The organism is Devosia sp. LjRoot16, from assembly GCF_964252795.1.
GTDB lineage: Bacteria > Pseudomonadota > Alphaproteobacteria > Rhizobiales > Devosiaceae > Devosia_A.
Genome location: NZ_CAXUPH020000006.1, coordinates 398,468 through 416,698 on the forward strand (window position 1 = coordinate 398,468; position 18,231 = coordinate 416,698).

An 18,231-nucleotide genomic window follows, 5' to 3' on the forward strand; every position below is an offset into this window, starting at 1 on the left:
CCCTTTGGGAGGCCGGGGCTTTTTGCATTTCGGGAATCTGTTAGGCGGCATGCAGGACTACGACCTTCCGCAGATCGTGATCGACGAACTCATCCGCCTGGCCAAAGAGGTCGGCACGCCGATCGAGGATCGGCCGGAGTTCCAGATCTTGTGGGACGAGCGTCTCATTATGGGCGGCGACAAGAAGCGCGTGCACATCACCCAGCGCGGCAAGAGTTGGCTGCAGCGGCGCGGCCTCATTGAGTGAAGAGCCTCAAGGCGGGCGTCGCGAACCGCTGTGAACTCGACGCCCACCGCCGGCCCTGCTTGGAAGGCAAAGGGGGCATGGTGATTTTGCGATGGAACAAAGTGCCACGTTCAAAATTGTATGAGAACAATGTCCTGACGCTGCTGTCCTAGCCCCGACCATCCCCCATGGTCGGGGCTTTTTCACCTCTCCATGACAGCAGGATCACTAAGTGCCGGTCCTGAGGCCGTGTCGAAAGACAGCCGAACAGTGAACGCCGTCGCTTCCGCCACTCGAACGCGGACCACCAGTTCCATAGAGGAGCCATCGGGAGGCAGGAGTTCCCGGGCGAGTTCGGTGAGCGCAAGAACCGCCTGGTGGCGCGCGCTCATGTCATGTGCACAGTCGACCCCAAGCTCGTCGCGCGACCAGTGATCGCCGTCGAAGATGTCGAAGAAATACCGCATGGCTACTGACCCGGCGGGCGGTCCGTCCACGACAGGTGGGTGACGGCTTGACTGACAATTCTGCCGGTCTCGTCGCGTAGCCCCAGCGTGAGCGCGGGCGCTATGCAGCCTCGGTGGGAACACTCAATCATCCGAGAGCTGTGACGCCTGACCGCTTCGGCTTTCGCTTCATCCAAGCTGTTGAAGATAGCCCCCGTTGCGTCAATGGACTCAGGCTGACCATGCTCATAAACATCGAAGAAATAACGCATCTCTTTCTGCGCGCCTCGCTTTCATTGGTCCACCAGCGGTCAATTTAGAGGGTGGGCTTGGGTTCCTTCAAACTGAGACGAACCGGTGCCAGCCGAACCCGCAGCAGGCGATCGAGCGGCAAATCTGACACCGCGTAGCCATGCTTCTGCAGTAAGCGTACGAACTTCCGCCCGTTCAGCGCTTCTGTCGGCTTTTCGCTCGAGGTGAGGATCCAACGCCAGTTGCCGCCTTCCGGATGCGGTGGCAACTCAACCTGATCGCTTTGCGTCACCAGCACCGGGGCGCAGCCCGTCGCAGAACCATCATCAGTCACAAAGATCAGGAAAGTCACGTGGAGGTCGGTACCCTGGTTTTAGCTCGTGATGTTGCTTGCCACGCGCACCGCTATGCTCAGAGCGAACAGTAGCAGGCCAAGGTAGCCGAGGAGCGGATCTGCGTCTTCGCGGCCAATGACCGGGACTTCTTTGGGCAGACCCCATTTCACCATGATCATTGCGCCTGAGACGTTTAGCGCCAGCAGTACCCACGGAACGATCTGCATAAGTTTTTCTCGCTGCTATCCCGTTTTCAGGTTTCATTCGCGGGGCCCGACGGGCATGGGCTTAGCAGACAAGTTGAAAGACGCAAGACAGCGCCTTATGCTCGTTCATCGACAGCGGGGAACTGGGCGTGCTCAGGGGTCGGTACGGTTTTGGGTGGATGATTATCGGATGGGCGATCATCGTGTCACTGATGTCCGCCGGCGTTTACGTCGTTGGTGTCCTAGGGCATCTTTGGTGATGGTCACAGAGCATCTCTAATTGCCGCGCTGCCATCGGCTCAGCACGTGACGCAGCCTCAGGAATGCTGCTCGAAGATCATCAATCCGGCTATGCTGGCGTTCGCCGTTCACTGCGGCCTCGAACTCCTCGTAGGCGTTTTCGACCTCGGCACGAAGCGCAGTCAGTATCTGGATTTGCTGGTTGCGCTCCGCTGGCGAGGCCAGTTTAGACAGTGCCGTGGCACTGGCCTGTGCAGCCCTTTGGTTCCAGTCCTCGAAGCGGGGCACGAACGGCCTGATCAGCGACATCGCCCGCCTGTTTCTTACGACGTGGTCCGGTGAAGCCCGCTTCTGGGCCGCAGTGAAGTCGATCATTCTGTCCTAGCCATAGTGATCCTCGCCCGTGAACGCGGGATCAGAGAGCGCGGTTCCCGGCGAGGCGACCCGCTCCTTCGTGGGCGCTGCCCGCAAGGCGGTTCCGAACAAAATTGTGGCGTGTCGCGAATGGGGGTGGCGGCACCGCTGTGGGGCGGAGATATGCATGCACGGGGTGCGGTGCCGCCGGGTCGGGCGAGGGTTGATCAGCCGACGAGCACTTATACCGTACGAGTGGTGAAAGGCTCCTGACTCTACTTTCAGCATAATTGCAGGGTCGGCCAGTGACCCGTGATCATCGCGAAAGTCGCGCTGGCTGCGAGCGGCACGTAGATGACCGCCATCAGCAGGACGCTCGCGATCACGACGTGCACGACTAGCGGATAAACCGTCACTAACGTAGGAAGCGGCGGCGCTTGCGGCAGACCCACCGGCACGCTGAGTGTCATCGGCCACGGCTAGGCGCAGCTGTTTGCCCGATGGCACCCATTCGCATGGGACTCAGTGCTGAGACTTTTACGATCAGCCAAGACGTCAACTTGCTCCGTTTGGACCTACAAACGATCGATTATTTGCAACTGCCTTTCGAATGCCGCGGCCACGTCCGTCAGCCGATCGTGCGGCTCTGCTCCCTCGATCGCTTGATGGAACTCAGCGTACGCGGCTTTCACTTCCGCCCTTAGCGCTTCGAGCTGTCGGCGCTGAGCGGCACGTTCCTCCTCTGACGACAAGCGCGACAGGATGATGGCCGAGCTTTTGGCGGCGCGATGGTTCCAGTCCTCAAATGCAGTCAGGAAGGGACGCGCCAACTCGGTCGCCCGGCGCTTTGCCGCGGCACTGGGAACAAATCGGCGCTTTAGAGACGTGAAATTACTCATCGGTAGTCTGCTCGCTGGCAAGCATGGGAGCGAGGACAAAGCCCAGTGAAACGGCACCACCGATTGCCATCACCACGACAAGAAAACCAACGACATAGAGCATAGGCTTCTCACGCAGCGATCGAGCCACGGGCTTTTCCCTCCACTGGTGTATAGGGTATGCTAGCGTCGCGTTGCTTCCAGGGACATGCTTTGTCGGATAGTGCACACAATGGCCACTAACGATTTGATATCGCTGTAAGCGGCACCCTGGGGAAATCCGCTGGATCGCGCCGCCTGAAACCGTTGGCGACAGTTGACGTTGTTTCGAAGGGCAGTAGGGCAGATTCAAGTGGCACGCTACTTCTTCGATTTCAGCGACGAGGCCGAGACCTACACCGACACCGAGGGGACGCAACTCGACAACGATGCTGAGGCGGAACTGGAGGCGGCCAGGGCGCTGATCGACGTGGTGCGCGAACGCTTCTCCCGCGCGGGGGCACCGCTTAACAGCGTCACTTTACGCAATGAGAATGGCGTAACGCTGTGCCTCATCACGCTCAGGTTCGAAATCGAAAGGCCGACATCATGAGTTTGGTACGGTAACTGACCAAGGCCTTATAACGAGCACTTTCGGGTAGTACCCTCTATCACCGTCTGTACGGTAACCGGGCTCAGACGGCTAGGAGACCGTTGCGCTCTTGCCCCATGCGGGAGAGCGCTATGTCGGACGGCAGCTGCCGAAACCTCTTATTGCGACGCCTTGCCCCAGCCGACCTGCAGTTACTGCAGCCCGAACGTGTTTCGGTTGAACTGCGTCAGCCGTTCCATGCCGCCAACTCGCCGATTATCGCGATCTACTTCCCCGAGGATTGCGTCGCCTCGGTGGTAGCTAACGTTGGGCGCGGCTCGATTGAGGTCGGCCTGATCGGCTTCGAGGGGGTTACCAGTTCATTTCTCGTGTCCGGCGACCGGCAGTCGCCATTCGAAACTTTCGCCCAGGCAAATGGCACTGCCTATCGCGTCGACATTGAGCAGGCTGTAACTGCGTTGGATAAATCCGACACCTTGCGATCTGTGTTGTCGCTCTACCATCGCGCCTTCGAGCTACAGGTTACGGCCACTTCGGTGACTAACGGATACGGCCAACTGGAAGAACGCTTGGCGCGCTGGTTGCTGATGGTTTCCGATCGCCTTGGCCAGCATTTCGATATCACCCACGATCTGCTTGCCACCATGTTGGCGGTCCGCCGATCCGGCGTGACCGTGGCGATCCAGCTGCTTGAAGGCGACGGGCTTATCCGTTCGACGCGAGGACATATGGTGATCACCGACCGTGAAGGACTGCTGGCTCGAGCGAATGGCGCCTACGGCTTGGCCGAGCGAGAATATTCCCGCCTGTTGGGAGAGCCATAACATGCGTTACCTGTTCAACTTCTCCAACGCGATGCGGCAGCTACCCGACACGGTGGGCGGCGAGTTTGCCAGCCTCGAGGACGCGGTGGCCGAAGGTCGTGCCTCGGCGCGCGAACTGCTGTCTCTCGATCACGGCGAACCCGACGCCAGCTATTTCGGCGCGCAGTATGTCATCGTTGATCCGGCTGGCCAGGTGGTAGCGGTGATTGATTTCGAGGAAGCATTGCTGAGCCAGGCCAATGCTCGGGTTGTCGTCTGACCAGTGCCCCTGCGTCATCGCTGGCGGAGGTCCACCCCTGGAGGTGGCGCGACCGCAGCACGCGCTATAGCCGAAGGTTGGAGCGGCGGCTCTGCACGTCCACACTCATCGCAAATCAAGGATTTCGCTAAGGATACCGTAGCGGGTTTCAATCTCATAGATCGCTTGAGGCGTGGGTTGTGACAAGGCATCAATCTCTGCGAAAAGCGCTTCGAAGCCACCAGGGGTGACCCACATCAATAATCGCCCTTCCTGCTCTGAGATGTTCTGCCAGCGGTGTCGTCGGTAGGCAGGGGCTACGACTGTCGTTCCTGGCCCGCCCTCGGCAACGTCGTCCCCGCACCAGAAACGGAATCGGCCGGCTATAACGTGGAAGCATTCGGCCTCGCGAGTGTGAGTATGCCAATGAATGCTGTGCCCTGGCGGGATCACACCTTCGAAAATACCGACGGCACCACCAGTTTCATCGGCTGTTGCGTGCGTGCCCCCAGTCGGTATGGGGTTCTCGCGCAAGAAGAAGACGGCTCGATCAAAGGGCATCCGACGCGCCTCCTGCTCAGGATTGCTGCAAGTGTCGTTTGTGTCATCGCACGGCACCTTAATTGCGGCGCCGCGAGTAGAGCTCATAAGACCAAATTATGAATGCCGCGACACTTCTCTTGGACCTGGGTTTCGCCTACGCTGCTCGAGTTCATTAAATGATTGCTCGGCTTAGCTGAAAGCCACTCGAAGCGAGACCGAGCATTGTCGCTCTACGGCGAGGTGTCCGTAGACATGTCTGGGAGCATTTGGTTACAGCGCGAGCGTCACGACTGGCCTGCGCGGCGAGTGGTGATCTGCTGAACGAACGAGGGTGCGTCACGCCCCCCGGGCGCACCTGACGTAGAGGAGGCTCACCCTGGACCTCCTCTGGCCCCAGCGCTTTGGAGAGCGCTGGGGCCCTTTTGGGGGCCCGGTGCTCGGATGCGGGCAAGACAGTGCCTAGGCCACAGCCTTTGCGATGACGGCGGCTAACTCTTCAGTGCTAAAAGGCTTGGGCAGGCGGAGCAGTGAACGAGCCTTTTCGTCGGAAAGCTCGGCGTATCCAGTGGCAACGATGATCGGCAAATCGGGCTGTGAAGCATGCGTCCTGGCTGCCAGCTCTCCGCCTGTCATTTTTGGCATCCCTTGGTCGGTGATCAGGAGATCAACGGGCTCACGGTGAAGGATTTCTAGGGCCTCAAGGCCCGAGTGGGCTTCAATCACCGTGTGTCCAAGCTCCTCCAGCATCGCAACAGTGTTCATCAAGACTAACGAGTCATCGTCGACCGCCAGTATCTTGAGACTTTGCCGCGGCTGCTCGACCGCGTCGGGTAGGATTGGGGCAACGTCGCCCTCGCTTGCGGCTACGGGCAGCCAAATCTCGGCCGTGGTCCCCTTGCCCGGCGCGCTCTTCAGATCGAGAAAGCCTCCCGACTGTTCTGCCAGACCGTGAACCATCGACAAGCCGAGGCCTGTGGGGACCGTCCGTCCGTACCGGTGGCAGATCGTCGGGCAAATCCTGCCGGATATAGATGCTGGGGCCTAAAGTACGCTCGAGCAGATCGGTCATCCCGCCAACTACGGCTTTCAGGTCGACCGTGCCCATCTTGAGTTCCTGTCGCCGCGCAAAGGCCAACATCCTCTGTGTTAGAACGGCCCCACGTCTCGCTCCTTTGAGAGCGTTGTCGATGAAAGGACTGATCGCCGGATCGGCGTTTATCCGCCGCTGAACGATTTCCAGACTGCCGATGATGGCCATCAGTAGGTTGTTAAAGTCATGAGCGATGCCCCCCGTGAGTTGGCCTATCGACTCCATTTTCTGGGCTTGAAAGAGCGCTTCCCTGGCCTGCTCGAGTTCCTGTTGGACGTGACGGCGTTCGGTCAGATCTCGCGTGATCTTTGCGAAGCCGACGAGGCTTCCATCCGGGGCAAGAATGCGATCGATGACAACATGGGCCCAGAAGCGACTGCCATCCTTTCGGACCCGCCACCCCTCGTCCTCCAGGCGACCCTCGTCCGCCGCACGGCGGAGGTTGATAGACGGTCGACCCAGCGCGCGATCCTCGGCGGTATAGAAAACTTCAAAATTCCTGCCGACGATTTCCTTGGGTAGGTAGCCCTTGAAACGCTGGGCGCCGGTGTTCCAGTTGGTCACCACCCCGTTGGGGTCAAGCATATAGATCGCATAATCGCTGATCGCTTCGACAAGCAGGCGATAGCGCCCATCGTCGCTGAGCGACGCGTCAAAATTCTCGGAGTTGTTCATATGTCCAAAGCCCGCGCCCGTTGCCCAACGGGCCTGAACGCTCATTGCGGGGTTTGGTTTCGCAACAGCTAAGTGAACAGCACTTTGTCGTCAGATTGCTTGAACCTGCAGCAGACAGATTCCGGCTGCCACGAGCAGCAAAGCCATAAGAGAGAACACAGCCAAGTTTGCATCGACCGCGCGGGGTTTGCCCCCGATGGAAACGTTGACGGGCAGTACGCCGTTCGCATCGTATTGCGCGCCACCATAGAGCGACTTGGAAAAGGCGGCCGCGAAAAAACCGCCATAGGCGCTTGCGGCGAGGCCGGCGGCGAGCCAAAGGCCCGCGATGCCGAAAACATCAGCGCTCCCCCAGATCAGATAGAGCGCAATAAGGGCCATGCAGACGTAACTCATGACCTGCCAGACCACATGATAGCGGGCGTGGGGAAGCCAATTGGGATTGGTGGCGTGTGTCTTGTTAAAGTCGGCAAGCGCCGGAACAACGCTGTAACCGAGCGTCGCTAGTGTCAGCAAGATTTTCGCAGTGAGCAGCACAGGATTTCCCCCTTCACCATTGCCGGACTGCGAACTCGTAGCATGTCCGGCCCGCCGTACCAGGTGTGAATTACGGAAAGCTCGATTTGTGAACGCTGCTTAGTTCCTGGCGGCAAGGGCCTTGTCGCTCCGAACATGGAAACGCACCGGTGCTGTCCACCGGCGCGGCGTTGAAGATCGCTCGTCAACAGGGGCGTGTCTCTATTCCGCTCATCACGAGACGCAATCCCGAAAGTGAACTCGGGAGCGGCGGCGGGCTTGCCCGCCGCCGTCGAGCTTACTGCGCGGGGGCAGCTTCGCCCTCGATCGGCACACACTTGCCGTTGACCAACTGCTGACCCTCAGGGCAGGGCGGCGCCTGGTCGGTGGGCGTAGCTTCTTCGGCCGGCGCCGCCTGCTCCTCGGCGGGAGCCGCCTCTTCCGCAGGCTGCTGAGCGGCGGGCTCCTCGGCTGCGGGCGCTTCGGCTGCCGGCTGCTGCTCGCCCTCGATCGGCACGCACTTGCCCTCTGCCAGCTGCTGGCCTTCAGGGCAGGTGACAGGCTCCTCGGCTGGCACAGCCGGTTCGGCGGCAGGCGCCTGATCGGCCGGCGCGGCCTCCGGTTCGGAAGGTTGTGCCGGCTGCTCGGCGGCGGGCTGTTCCGTCGCAGGCTGCTCAGCGGCAGGTTGTTCAGCCGCCGGCTGTTCGGCTGACGGCTGTTCGCCGGCGGGCACGCACTTGCCCTCTACCAGCTGCTGGCCTTCAGGGCACTCCGTGGCTGGGGTGGTCGGCGCAGCGTCTGCCGGGGCAGCTTCCCCTTCGGCCGGAGCGGCCTCTTCTGCCGTGGGTTCGCCTTCGGCGGGCTTGCCCAACTGCTCAGCGGCCTGCTCGGGCTCCACGGCTTCGGGCGGAGCTTCCTCCTCCTTGGGCTCGTCGACCGTGGGTGCAAACACCTGGATAGTGCCGGCGGCCGGGTCAGTGGTTACCGCCGCAGGGTCGGTGGTCGACTTCGCTTCCACAACCGTTACCTGCTGGTTGGTCTGTTGCTGGATAAAGTCGATATCGATGACGTTGTTGATCACTACGTTGTTCTGGATGATCACCGGGCCGACGAATTCGGTGCGCCGGAAAATCTCCGGATCTCGATCGGCGATGATGACTGTCACCCGAAGATCGGGCTCGAGGAATGACCGCACGGGCACGAAGACCCACTCATCTTCCGGCGGCTCGCCGACCGTGACGTTGATGTTGATCTGGAACCCGTCGTTTTCCGGGGGCAACGGCGCCCAGCCGATGTGGTCGTTGCTACGCCGCCAGCTCACCCAAGCCGGGGCCCAGTGGTTGCCTGGCACCCAGCACCAGCCGATGCGATCATCGTCAACCCAGCGACCATAGTGGTAGACGGCCCAAGCGAAGGGCTCGCGGGAGTCGAAGTACCAGCCGCGATCCTTTATGAACAGCCACCGGCCATTGGTGTAGGGACGCCACTTGGCGTCGACCTTGGGGCAGAACACGTACTTATACTTGGAGTGTTTCACCCAAGTGCCGTGCGGCCGCAACTCGTCGAAAAACAGGCTGAAGCTCACTCGGGCCTCTTGGGCCTGAGCAATCGACACCGTTAACGGCAGTGGGGCTACGGCAGGTGCCCCGGCCAGCAAGGCGGCAAGCGCCAGCCCGGCGAGAAGATTCGTTTTCTTCATTGGTTGTTCCTCCATATGCTCTCCGCCGAGGGCGAGAACTTCAGAAGGCGCTCGAGGTTCCGCCGGGCAATCTCATCAAAGACTCTTCGGCCGAGGCAGACAGCCGGCTACCCACCGCGAGCATCCAAATGGCGCGTGCGACGTTGTGGCTGCCACCATGAAGCAAGCACCTTCCAGCCGCATCAGCGGACTGATTTACCGCCTCGCCGACTTCCTGTCGGACTGGCGGGGGTTCGTCGCCACGTTTGTGGCTTTGATGGTGGGCATCGGGATTGGGGCCGCAGTGCAGTTCAATGAAGGCTTCATGTTCGCCTTCAACATTTTCTTGTCGGTCGCGGCTATCGTGATCAGCGGCGTTATTCTTGTCGCCGGCGCGCGCAGCGAGGCGGCCCTGCACGTCAAGCTCGACTACCTGATCGAACACTCGCCGGCCACCAACAAGGTCGTCGGGCTCGAGCACCTCGATGCGCGAGAGATCGAGGAAGAGCGGAAGCGCGTCGAGCGAGAAGCTGCGGAAGCCATCGACGACGCGATGGAAGACGCTGGCCTGAAGCGACACTGACCATTCCTAGGCGTGGGCCACTGGCCCAATGACTACACTCGCCACCTTCAACGTTAATGGTTTCGGCCAGCCGCCTCAGCAGCACCGGCAACCGTCCATTGACGCCACGTCGAGACACGCAGTTGGGACAAGTCCAGCGACCACGCGCTGCTTGACCGGTATGCCGTTCGACAGTAGCGCTATTTCTTGGCCTGATCTTCGCGGGATTGGAATTCACCAGTAGACGCGTGGTTGAGTATAGCTCGTGCCGTGTCGACGGCGATCCCGTGACGGGACGCGAATTCATCGGGAGCGGGAAGTCGCGAGGGCTTGAGTGGCTTTTGCTTCCTCTGCTTCTTCGACATTTTTAGGCAACAATTACTACGGCTACGATAATCGCCGTGATGAGAGCGATAGCGGTTGAGTACATTGCAATGCCAGCTGCGCCATCGGTCATGACGCGCCTACGCTCGGCCCGGGCACTTGGTACCACTCCGGCGCCAGGCTTGGTTGCGTCAGTCATCCCGATGTTCCCGGATACCCTGTGCCGCAGCAGCGGCACTATCCCTGGCAGTCTTGCTCCTCGTGCGGCGCATCCCGTAGGCGATAGCCAAGCCCAGGACGATGAATCCACCCACCACGACAAGAAACCAGGGCGTCGTCAGCAGAGTGATGAAACTGTGGGATTCGAGTTGGGATTCCATGGGCACTCTCCTTTGATGTAAGAGAGCCCAACCTGTTGCTGCTAATTCAGTTGCCAAGAGCGGCGAGGATTCTAGGTTGCGCCAGCAGGGGCCAGGTGGTTCAACTGACGCGCGAGGCAACGGAAGTGCAGCGACTGCATTGAATCGCTGATGTTCATGAGTTCCCCATGCCGGCCGTGAAGGCCGCACCCCGCACAAGGCGGCCAAGCCGCAGGGACTCGGACTCTACCCAACTCATCCTTCCCCAGTTTCGTCCGCCCCAATTGGCGAGCCTCGAACGCCGTGTCCCCACCGGCGACGGCTGGCTGTTCGAGATGAAGCTCGACGGCTACCGCATGCAGGCCGCCATCGCCGGCGCGGAGGTGCGGCTTTACACTCGAAAAGGACACGACTGGACGCGCCAATTCGGCTATGTCGCCCCAGCGCTTTCCCGGCTCACCGGTGGCACCGCGCTGATTGATGGCGAACTTTGCGCCATCGACGAAGATGGCCGCACGAACTTCACCCTGCTCAAGAACAGCCTCGATGGCAGCAAGCCCGTGGTGTTCTACGCCTTCGATCTACTCGAGCAGGACGGCGAGGACATCGCGCGGCTACCGCAAGTCGAGCGCAAGGCAAGGCTCGAGGCGCTGCTCACGAACCTCCCCGAGGACTCGCCGCTCGCCTATTCCGATCATATCGTCGGTGATGGCGAGGCGGTGTTCCGCGCCATGTGCGAAGGCGGCTTCGAGGGCGTCATCGCGAAGTCACCAACCGCTCGCTACTATGGCGGCGACCGGTCGACGGCCTGGCTGAAGATTAAGTGCGTGCAGCGTCAGGAGTTCGTGGTCATTGGCTGGCGCCCACCTGACTACGGCGTCGACAACGTGCGCGGCCTGTTCCTCGCCACCTATGAGGGCGGCAAGCTGGTCTACCGAGGCGGCGTTGGCACGGGGTTCTCCAACAAGATGCGGCAGGACGTATGGGAGGTGCTGCAGCTCATCCGCACCGATCAGCCGCCGCCGGTCGTCGGTATGCCGCGGATCGAGATGCGCGCCGCCCGGTGGGTCGAGCCGCGCCTCCTAGCGGAAGTCGAATACACCGAAATCACCCCGGATGGCCTGATCCGTCATCCATCGTTCAAAGGCCTCAGAGAAGACAAGCCCGCCTCCGAGGTTCACCTGGAGGATGCAAGAGATGCCTGACATCGAACGCTTCACCGAAGCGGAGGCCAAGCTGGGTCGCCACCCGGTCAGCGCCGACGACATTGTCGTGATGGTCTCCGACGCGCTCTACGAGTATCTGCCGCCCGACAGCGGCATCAGCCGGGAAGCGACGATCAACCGACTGCTCGAGATCATCGAGAGCCCGCTGGCGATCGAGATTTACGAACAGGAGATGCAGCGGCGCAACCCGCGCGACGCAGATCGGTGGCATTGATGGCTAAGTTCCCACCCAAGCCGGCGGCGCCAAGCGTTCGGGAGACTATCGGACCGGCCATCGGTCGAAGTCGGGCGCTGCTCCCCGGAGAGCACCCTATGTCGCAGCAGGAGATAGTGAGGGATTTGCTCGCCAAGCTCGATCTCCCCAAGGCGGTGAGGAAGCAGCTCATAGAGCGGCAAAAGCTCCAGTAATCACTGCGGCTCGGTCGCCCTCGCGTAATCGCTGTCGGGATAGAGTTCGCGCGCCTTGAGGTGCAGCCACGCCTCTGCTTCCAACGCCGAGCCGACCTTGGTTTCTGCCTTGATGCCGTTCAGCCGGTCTCCGATCCTCGCCAACCAGATTCCGTCGAAGAACCACTCGACGCTTCCGTTTATCTCGCTGTCGTGGAGCATCTGCAGGATTTCCATCGGGGGTTATTCCATGTCGGGGATAGCGCCCCACTGGAACAGCACGTCGGGGTGTCCGAACACGCCATTGGTCAGGTCAGCCGTGCGCGACCAGGCGAGCGTACCAGCATACTGTCCGGCACCCGCCCATAGTCGGGCTTCGCGGACAGCGCGTTCCTCACTCTGCATCTCGCGCGGTTCGAAGGCTGGACGCAGTTCGCCCTCTTCGTCGCGTACAAAGGCCATGGCGACAATCAGCTTGGTTGGCTTGATCTGGGGTTCCATTTTCTCGCCTTTCCCTCTCCTATGCATGGTAGCGCTGCGTCCGCAAAGCCTACAATCCCTCGTGGCTTGTTCTTGTTTCGTTCATGGGTATATGAGTCCTAACCTCAGACGTTGGAGGTTACGATGTCCATTGCAATTCAGACCAACCAATCGGCCAGAATTCGGCAACTGAAGCGGGATCATCCCTACCTCGAGCCGGCGGACCTGGTGGATATGACGGGCTTGGATCTCAAGCTGGTCAAGGCTGCGCTGACCCGGCCGGAGAAGCCCCTGAAGCTCAAGAGCCGGCTAAAGACTCAGCGCTAGCGTTTGCGTCATGACCTTAGGTGAGGCGCTCGAGCGAAACTGGCCGATCACCCTCCAATGCGATCGGCGCCGCGCTGGGCTGAAGTCCGCACGCCCATGCATGCAAAAGATCACGCTCGATCTCGCTTCAGTGGTCGCTGTGCTTGGCCCGTTTGTCCGGCTCGATGAGCTTGCCAACAAGCTTCGCTGCCCCAGATGCGGCACCGAGAACATCATTCTTCACATGTCCACGCCTCCGGTTGAGCCACCGAAGGCGGAACCAGGAGGGCCGGGCCGGCGACAGATGCGCGGCATCCGTGCAGGAGAGGAGCACCTGGGCCAATACGCGGAGCAGTGGATAGTTGTTCACTGTCGGCAATGCGGCCGCCGCGGCGAGTATCGACGCGAGACGCTTCTGAAGCAATTTGGCCCTGATATCCGGATGACCCTCCTTCACCCAAGGATTGCCGCTTGGCGTGGCTGTGCGTTGGCTCAGCGCGCTCTTGATAAGCCCGATCTCACGGTCGCGTTTCCGTGCAAGATTGCTTACGACATCGAAACGCCTGTGCCGGATGCTCGTCCGCAACGGCGCTCATCCGGATAGCCTCTCTCAGAACAGAGAAGGCTCAGGCTCGTCCGGCTCGGATGGTGGCGGATCCTCCTTCGGGCCAACCGAAACGACTTGCAGCACTCCGTCGGGCAGTGGCCGCTGTAGTTTCTGCGCCTCTTCCCATGGGGCCGTCATCCATATCTCAATTTCCTCAGGCGTCCTGAGGATCACTGGCATGGCGTCTGGGTTGGCGACGGCCACGACATTGTTTGGATCGGTGGTCAGGAACGCGAAAAGGTCGGTAGTGACCATCCCCTCCGAGGTCTTCCGGACGCTGGTCCACTGCGGCGCGAAGATGCCGGCGAAGAAGGCGAGCGGCCGGCTGTCGTCGAAGGCGAACCAGGTGTTGCCCAGCTTCTTGCCATCCGGCCCGATTTCGCTGCTCACCTCGGCAAAGCTCGTGAACGGCACGATGCAGCGGAACTCCGGCGCCAGCCATCGCTTCCAGTGCTGGCTTTTGGTGTTCCGCACGTTGTGAGTGCCGCGGTCGGGCTCCATCCGCACCAATTCGGCAAACTCCTCAGCGCTGAGGTCGCGGCCCTGCTTCTTCGCGATCTTGTCCGCTCGAGCTTGTGCAGCCTGGTAGAGCGCCTGTGAAGAGGTCGGCATTCCCCAGCGCACCTTGATCAGTTCGCGGAAGCCGGGCTGGTTGCGGATGATCGGCGCCAGCATGTCCGGGTAGACTCCGGTCTGCGGCGGCAGGTTGCCGATGTTTGCTGCGACGTCGAACCGGAAAATGGTCTGCACCATCTGTCGGATGGCTTCGACATTGGTGGTGATGGAGTAGGCGTGACACATGACTAAGGTCCATTGCTCAGCTCGAACTTGACAGGCCCCCTGCCCTGTCGTCCACTGCCGCCGCGGCATAATTCAACTCTGGGGCGACGGAGATGATGCGTGGCCCTCAAGGTTGTCAGCAGCCAAACCTCAACCCAGATCGAACGCACTCGCGCCGAAGGTGATCTCGAGTTCCCATTTCGGAACCTGGCCGCCAACGTGATCCGCACGGTTCGCGGAGCGGGCCGGCCCGAGGAAATGGTCGCTCAGATGCTAGCGTGCATCGATGCTGCCGAGGCGTATCGCAAGCTTGTCGGTCACTACCCTAAGCCGAAAATCTACCGCCGCTTCTTGAACCTCGCCGAGTTCTACTTCGACCCGACGACCTGGGCCGACGAGAGGGAGAAAGAGGCCATTAAGCAACTCGCAATGTCCGGGTATCCGGAACGGATCGAAGGCGAGCGGATGATCCATCGCGGCGCCCTGCAGGTGGCCGCCTCTCGGCTACTCGGGCAGCACACGCAGGAAGTACTCGGCGACCACGAGATGTATGCCGGCGTGCATCTCCTCAAGGACAGCCTAGTCGTGCAGAACGTCTATTGGCGGCGGCGGATGTCGAGCGAGAAGGCCAACCTGCCTGTAGACGAGGTGCCCGAGGCAGATCCTGACCAATGATGCTACGGCAATTGCAGGTTCATTGAGACGGCGGCCGCGTAAACGAAGTCCTTAAGGGACTTCGCCACAAGGGCAGCCGGGAAGAGGCGATGAAGCGCCGCGCAGCCTAACGACACGCGGGGCTGGGGTTCGCTGCCAGCCCTACTCAGCCGAAACGGCAAGGGGCGCAAGGCTTCTCAGGAACACCTTTACGGCGTCCATCACCTCACGAGCCTCAGCGTCCGTGTACTTGTCGCCGGGGTGCATTGTGTCGTTTCGCCAAGTCTCTTTGACATGCCAGAGATTGCTACGCACCAATGACCATCGTGCGCGATCTTCATCGTCAGGCATTCGCTTAACGGCGTTATCGATGTCCGTCAGCAAGAAGCCCCACCGCTTGTCCACATTCACCACGCCAAGCTGGAGGCATAAGGCTTGCAGCGCGGTCTCCATAGCCCGCATGAGGTGAAAGACGCTGGCAGTATTCCTGGCAACGGCTAGGCACTTCCCGGCTTCCTCTAGGTCGTACTCAGCAGCTGGGAACGCAGCCACAGATGCATCGCCAAACACTTCTGCCGCTCGCCCGTAATAGGCCGCCGCGCCATTGTCCAACGCGAACAATTTGGCACCCGCAATCTCCTTAGAGAACACGCGGATCACTCCGTCGAGCAGCGGCTCAGCCTCGCGCCAAGTGGTCTTTGAAAGGCGATAGAGAATGTGCTCAACCTCGCCTTGAGTGACCGCTGCCTGAAATGCGTCGGCAGCTTTCCTCAGGTCTTTGAGCTGGCTTCTAAATGATCGCGCCGCAGCAGCGCCGATTACCTCGTCCATGCCCGCTCGGGCTCCGAGCCTCGACTCCCGGATAAGCGTCGACAGAGAAGCCAGCACAGTCACCGCCTTTAGGAACGGCTTAGCCTCAATCTGCAGCATGTCCCACAAGCTCCACAGCTTGCCGGGCTCAAACGGCGATTCCCGGTCAGCGCTCACTTCATAGCACTCGCAAGCTTGGATGGCTTTCTAAGACCAGCCCTGCCTTCGAACGCGAACGGCAGGTGAACGCTGGGGGGGATCGCCGGTATCGCGCCTCCGCTACCAGATCCCCCAAAATCGCCGGGCACCGGCCGAAGCCGCGCGACAGACGCATGGCCGTGCGATCCCTCCCCCGCGAAGCGGGAAAGGGAAACCCGACTGATGGTGCGGTGAGCCTCGATCAGCCTCCGACCTCAGCCGCGTTCGGCTCTGCGGCTCGGAAATACCATCGCAGAAGATATGCGCTGTAAGCACTGGCGGCTGAGACGACGAGCATCTCGCCTCCCTCTTCGATCAGGCCAAGGATTCGGTCGGGGCGAAAGGCAAAGTCGTCGGGAAGAAGGCTGTGAAGGAAATCCACGCCGACCGCCAACGAACCCAGGATCCAGATCAGGGCCACCAGGAGCGCGGGAGACTGTCGCACGCTTCCATGAGGTCTGGGCCGCGGAGAAGGAGAACCTGCCGCTGGCGCGCAAGGTGGTTGATGCCGTCGACGCGCATTTAGGCCGCGTGCCCATCGCCAGAACCTGAGCCAGCTCCTCCGATGCCCGCCCCCTACGCCACCACCTGCCGCCCCCGGATGATCGCCGAGGCCGCCGCCGGGTCCGGCGGCAGGACGGCGCCCTTCAACGCGATCGAGTAGGGCTGCGTCGGGTGTTCCAGCACCGTGCGCGCGTCGCCGCTTTCGATCACCTTGCCCTTCTGCATGATGATCACCCGGTCCGAGATGTAGTAGGCCGTCGCGAGATCGTGGGTGATGTAGATGATCGAGACCTTCAGCTCGTCGCGCAGTTCGCGGAACAGGTTGACGATCGACATGCGGAGCGACGCATCGACCATCGAGACCGGCTCGTCGGCGACGATCAGCTTGGGGTTGGGGATCAGCGCGCGGGCCACCGCGATGCGCTGCAGCTGGCCGCCGGAGAGCTCGTGCGAATAGCGCCCGCGCACCTCGGCCAGCGATAGCCCGACCCGCTGCAGGGCCGCGTCGGCCGCGGCTTCGCGGGCGCTGCGGTTGCTGGTGCCGAGGAAGCGATGGGCGGTGGCGAACAGGTATTCGTCGAGCCGCGTCAACGGGTTGAACGCCTCGAACGGGTTCTGGAACACCGGCTGCACCTTGGCCATGAAGGCCTCGCGCGCCGCCCGGCCGCGGATTGCCGCAACATCGGCGCCGTCGAAACTGAGTTGCCCCGAACTCGGCACTTCATTGCCCAGCATCATCTTGGCGAGCGTCGATTTGCCCGAGCCGGATTCGCCGACAATGGCGAAGATCTCGGGCTTGTCGGCGCTCAGCGCAAAGTTGACATCGTCCACCGCCTTCATCGAGCGGCGCGAGAAAAACCCGCCGACCGGGAAGAGCTTGGTGACATGGTCGAGCCGCAACAGGTCGGTCATGCTGCCACCGCCTCGCCGGCGCGGAAGCAGGCGACACGGCCGCCGGTGGCGCTGGGCTGCATCAGCGGGACCTCCCTGGAACAACGCTCGATGGCGAGCGGGCAGCGCGGATGGAAGCGGCAGCCGCTCGGTGGATCGGAGAGCGCCGGGGGCTTGCCCGGCAGGCTTTTGCGCACCCGCACATCGCCGATGCGCGGCAGGCTGCCGATCAGGTGCGCGGTATAGGGATGCTGCGGGTTGTCGAACAGCGCCTGCGTCGCCCCCTCCTCCGCCAGCCGCCCGGCATACATGATGGCCAGCCGGTCGGTGATCGCCGCGTGGACGCTCATGTCGTGGGTGACGAAGATGATCGAGGCCTGCATGCGGGCCTGCACGTCCTTGATCAGGCCGAGCACATCCTGCTGCACCAGCACATCGAGCGCCGTGGTGGGCTCGTCCGCGATGATGAACTCGGGCTCGCACACTGTCGCCAGCGCAATGGTGATGCGCTGCCGCATGCCGCCCGAAAGCTGGTGCGGGAAGGCTTCGAGCACATCGGGGTCGAGCCCGAGCCGCTCGAGATGCTGGCGCACCTTGCTCCAGAACGCCGCGCCACTGAGCCCCATATGGCGATAGGCGAAATCGTGGAACGAGTGCTTCACCCGGCGCACCGGGTTCAAGACGTTCATCGAGCCTTGCATGATGTAGCTGAGGTGGCGCCAGCGCGCCGGCTTCAGCTGCTCGGGCTCGCCATAGACATCGATGGTCTGGCCGCCGAAATCGAACTTTACCGAGCCATCGATCACCCGCATCGGCGGGCGGATGGCGCCGGCCAGCGTCTTGATCAGCGAACTCTTGCCGCTCGAGGATTCCCCGGCAATGCCGTAGACCTCGTTGCGCTGCACGGTGAGGCTGATGTCGTCGACCGCCCGCACCTCGCGGCGCACCCCGAAGTGTTCGTTGATGTAATAGGCCTTAAGCCCTTCGACAGTCAGCACATTCTTGGGCGCCACGGCGGTCTTTTTAGCTTTGCTGAGAACTTCGTGCATG

The 18,231-nt window shown here is 61.5% G+C and carries 28 protein-coding genes and 1 pseudogene; 9 read left to right on the forward strand and 20 right to left on the reverse strand.

The genetic code is table 11. The features are described from left to right. Positions 1-49 precede the first annotated feature (49 nt). Complete coding sequence (locus ACSQ23_RS26030; RefSeq protein WP_436092369.1) at positions 50-247, forward strand: hypothetical protein; 198 nt, start codon at positions 50-52, stop codon at positions 245-247. Positions 248-429: 182 nt separating this feature from the next. Here the strand turns inward: ACSQ23_RS26030 and ACSQ23_RS26035 are convergent, their stop codons facing one another. The 7 genes from ACSQ23_RS26035 to ACSQ23_RS26065 all read right to left on the reverse strand — a co-directional run bounded on the left by ACSQ23_RS26035 (position 430) and on the right by ACSQ23_RS26065 (position 2,958). Then, positions 430-693 (reverse strand): DUF6894 family protein, encoded by a 264-nt coding sequence (locus tag ACSQ23_RS26035; RefSeq protein ID WP_436092370.1) that lies wholly within the window; start codon positions 691-693, stop codon positions 430-432. 2 nt (positions 694-695) lie between these two features. Beyond that, on the reverse strand, positions 696-944 hold the full coding sequence (locus ACSQ23_RS26040) for a DUF6894 family protein (protein WP_436092371.1): 249 nt from the start codon (positions 942-944) through the stop codon (positions 696-698). Positions 945-988: 44 nt separating this feature from the next. Further along, positions 989-1,276, reverse strand: coding sequence for a hypothetical protein (locus ACSQ23_RS26045; protein ID WP_436092372.1), 288 nt, complete (start codon positions 1,274-1,276; stop codon positions 989-991). A gap of 21 nt (positions 1,277-1,297) precedes the next feature. Further along, the gene (locus ACSQ23_RS26050) at positions 1,298-1,486 is read right to left on the reverse strand and encodes a hypothetical protein (protein WP_436092373.1); all 189 of its coding nucleotides are present in this window, start codon (positions 1,484-1,486) and stop codon (positions 1,298-1,300) included. A gap of 255 nt (positions 1,487-1,741) precedes the next feature. Continuing rightward, complete coding sequence (locus ACSQ23_RS26055; protein ID WP_436092374.1) at positions 1,742-2,080, reverse strand: hypothetical protein; 339 nt, start codon at positions 2,078-2,080, stop codon at positions 1,742-1,744. A gap of 260 nt (positions 2,081-2,340) precedes the next feature. After that, the gene (locus tag ACSQ23_RS26060; RefSeq protein ID WP_436092375.1) at positions 2,341-2,529 is read right to left on the reverse strand and encodes a hypothetical protein; all 189 of its coding nucleotides are present in this window, start codon (positions 2,527-2,529) and stop codon (positions 2,341-2,343) included. 105 nt (positions 2,530-2,634) lie between these two features. Beyond that, a complete protein-coding gene (locus ACSQ23_RS26065) occupies positions 2,635-2,958 on the reverse strand; it encodes a hypothetical protein (RefSeq protein ID WP_436092376.1) in 324 nt (107 codons plus the stop codon). Between the two features lie 331 nt (positions 2,959-3,289). Here ACSQ23_RS26065 and ACSQ23_RS26070 point away from each other — a divergent pair, with 331 nt between their 5' ends. The 3 genes from ACSQ23_RS26070 to ACSQ23_RS26080 all read left to right on the forward strand — a co-directional run bounded on the left by ACSQ23_RS26070 (position 3,290) and on the right by ACSQ23_RS26080 (position 4,612). Continuing rightward, positions 3,290-3,529, forward strand: coding sequence for a DUF6894 family protein (locus ACSQ23_RS26070; RefSeq protein ID WP_436092377.1), 240 nt, complete (start codon positions 3,290-3,292; stop codon positions 3,527-3,529). Between the two features lie 131 nt (positions 3,530-3,660). After that, complete coding sequence (locus tag ACSQ23_RS26075) at positions 3,661-4,353, forward strand: Crp/Fnr family transcriptional regulator (protein ID WP_436092378.1); 693 nt, start codon at positions 3,661-3,663, stop codon at positions 4,351-4,353. 1 nt (position 4,354) lies between these two features. Beyond that, positions 4,355-4,612: a DUF6894 family protein gene (locus tag ACSQ23_RS26080; protein WP_436092379.1), complete on the forward strand. Its 258-nt coding sequence runs from the start codon at positions 4,355-4,357 to the stop codon at positions 4,610-4,612. 105 nt (positions 4,613-4,717) lie between these two features. Here the strand turns inward: ACSQ23_RS26080 and ACSQ23_RS26085 are convergent, their stop codons facing one another. The 4 genes and pseudogenes from ACSQ23_RS26085 to ACSQ23_RS26100 form a co-directional block, all read right to left on the reverse strand. After that, complete coding sequence (locus tag ACSQ23_RS26085) at positions 4,718-5,152, reverse strand: cupin domain-containing protein (RefSeq protein ID WP_436092380.1); 435 nt, start codon at positions 5,150-5,152, stop codon at positions 4,718-4,720. A 441-nt stretch (positions 5,153-5,593) separates the two neighbouring features. After that, positions 5,594-6,899, reverse strand: a pseudogene (locus tag ACSQ23_RS26090) (PAS domain S-box protein). Positions 6,900-6,989: 90 nt separating this feature from the next. After that, a complete protein-coding gene (locus ACSQ23_RS26095; RefSeq protein WP_436092381.1) occupies positions 6,990-7,436 on the reverse strand; it encodes a DUF6640 family protein in 447 nt (148 codons plus the stop codon). A 277-nt stretch (positions 7,437-7,713) separates the two neighbouring features. Next, entirely contained in the window at positions 7,714-9,114 is a 1,401-nt protein-coding gene (locus tag ACSQ23_RS26100) for a DUF6600 domain-containing protein (protein ID WP_436092382.1), read from the reverse strand. A gap of 157 nt (positions 9,115-9,271) precedes the next feature. Here ACSQ23_RS26100 and ACSQ23_RS26105 point away from each other — a divergent pair, with 157 nt between their 5' ends. Then, positions 9,272-9,676, forward strand: coding sequence for a low affinity iron permease family protein (locus ACSQ23_RS26105; protein ID WP_436092383.1), 405 nt, complete (start codon positions 9,272-9,274; stop codon positions 9,674-9,676). Between the two features lie 494 nt (positions 9,677-10,170). On the opposite strand, the gene ACSQ23_RS26110 is transcribed toward ACSQ23_RS26105, so the two are convergent. After that, a complete protein-coding gene (locus tag ACSQ23_RS26110; RefSeq protein ID WP_436092384.1) occupies positions 10,171-10,359 on the reverse strand; it encodes a hypothetical protein in 189 nt (62 codons plus the stop codon). Positions 10,360-10,526: 167 nt separating this feature from the next. Here ACSQ23_RS26110 and ligD point away from each other — a divergent pair, with 167 nt between their 5' ends. Together ligD and ACSQ23_RS26120 are read left to right on the forward strand one after the other, a co-directional pair. Then, positions 10,527-11,543 (forward strand): non-homologous end-joining DNA ligase, encoded by a 1,017-nt coding sequence (ligD, locus tag ACSQ23_RS26115; RefSeq protein WP_436092385.1) that lies wholly within the window; start codon positions 10,527-10,529, stop codon positions 11,541-11,543. Further along, positions 11,536-11,778, forward strand: coding sequence for a hypothetical protein (locus tag ACSQ23_RS26120; protein ID WP_436092386.1), 243 nt, complete (start codon positions 11,536-11,538; stop codon positions 11,776-11,778). Before ligD ends, ACSQ23_RS26120 begins: the two co-directional genes overlap by 8 nt. Positions 11,779-11,972: 194 nt before the next feature. Here ACSQ23_RS26120 and ACSQ23_RS26125 read toward each other — a convergent pair whose 3' ends face one another. Continuing rightward, complete coding sequence (locus ACSQ23_RS26125) at positions 11,973-12,188, reverse strand: hypothetical protein (protein WP_436092387.1); 216 nt, start codon at positions 12,186-12,188, stop codon at positions 11,973-11,975. A gap of 6 nt (positions 12,189-12,194) precedes the next feature. Continuing rightward, on the reverse strand, positions 12,195-12,452 hold the full coding sequence (locus ACSQ23_RS26130) for a hypothetical protein (RefSeq protein WP_436092388.1): 258 nt from the start codon (positions 12,450-12,452) through the stop codon (positions 12,195-12,197). 123 nt (positions 12,453-12,575) lie between these two features. On the opposite strand from ACSQ23_RS26130, the gene ACSQ23_RS26135 reads away from it, so the two are divergent. Next, entirely contained in the window at positions 12,576-12,758 is a 183-nt protein-coding gene (locus ACSQ23_RS26135; protein ID WP_436092389.1) for a hypothetical protein, read from the forward strand. A gap of 127 nt (positions 12,759-12,885) precedes the next feature. On the opposite strand, the gene ACSQ23_RS26140 is transcribed toward ACSQ23_RS26135, so the two are convergent. Together ACSQ23_RS26140 and ACSQ23_RS26145 are read right to left on the reverse strand one after the other, a co-directional pair. Next, entirely contained in the window at positions 12,886-13,323 is a 438-nt protein-coding gene (locus ACSQ23_RS26140) for a hypothetical protein (RefSeq protein WP_436092390.1), read from the reverse strand. A 24-nt stretch (positions 13,324-13,347) separates the two neighbouring features. Next, positions 13,348-14,214 (reverse strand): SOS response-associated peptidase, encoded by an 867-nt coding sequence (locus ACSQ23_RS26145; RefSeq protein ID WP_436092391.1) that lies wholly within the window; start codon positions 14,212-14,214, stop codon positions 13,348-13,350. Positions 14,215-14,244: 30 nt separating this feature from the next. Here ACSQ23_RS26145 and ACSQ23_RS26150 point away from each other — a divergent pair, with 30 nt between their 5' ends. After that, positions 14,245-14,799 (forward strand): hypothetical protein, encoded by a 555-nt coding sequence (locus ACSQ23_RS26150; protein ID WP_436092392.1) that lies wholly within the window; start codon positions 14,245-14,247, stop codon positions 14,797-14,799. Positions 14,800-14,940: 141 nt separating this feature from the next. Here the strand turns inward: ACSQ23_RS26150 and ACSQ23_RS26155 are convergent, their stop codons facing one another. The 4 genes from ACSQ23_RS26155 to ACSQ23_RS26170 all read right to left on the reverse strand — a co-directional run bounded on the left by ACSQ23_RS26155 (position 14,941) and on the right by ACSQ23_RS26170 (position 18,230). Then, positions 14,941-15,708, reverse strand: a complete 768-nt coding sequence (locus ACSQ23_RS26155) for a hypothetical protein (protein ID WP_436092393.1) — start codon at positions 15,706-15,708, stop codon at positions 14,941-14,943. A gap of 280 nt (positions 15,709-15,988) precedes the next feature. Then, positions 15,989-16,207, reverse strand: coding sequence for a hypothetical protein (locus ACSQ23_RS26160; protein ID WP_436092394.1), 219 nt, complete (start codon positions 16,205-16,207; stop codon positions 15,989-15,991). Between the two features lie 155 nt (positions 16,208-16,362). Then, positions 16,363-17,202: an ABC transporter ATP-binding protein gene (locus ACSQ23_RS26165; protein WP_436092395.1), complete on the reverse strand. Its 840-nt coding sequence runs from the start codon at positions 17,200-17,202 to the stop codon at positions 16,363-16,365. Beyond that, positions 17,199-18,230, reverse strand: a complete 1,032-nt coding sequence (locus tag ACSQ23_RS26170; protein WP_436092396.1) for an ABC transporter ATP-binding protein — start codon at positions 18,228-18,230, stop codon at positions 17,199-17,201. Before ACSQ23_RS26170 ends, ACSQ23_RS26165 begins: the two co-directional genes overlap by 4 nt. Position 18,231 lies beyond the last annotated feature (1 nt).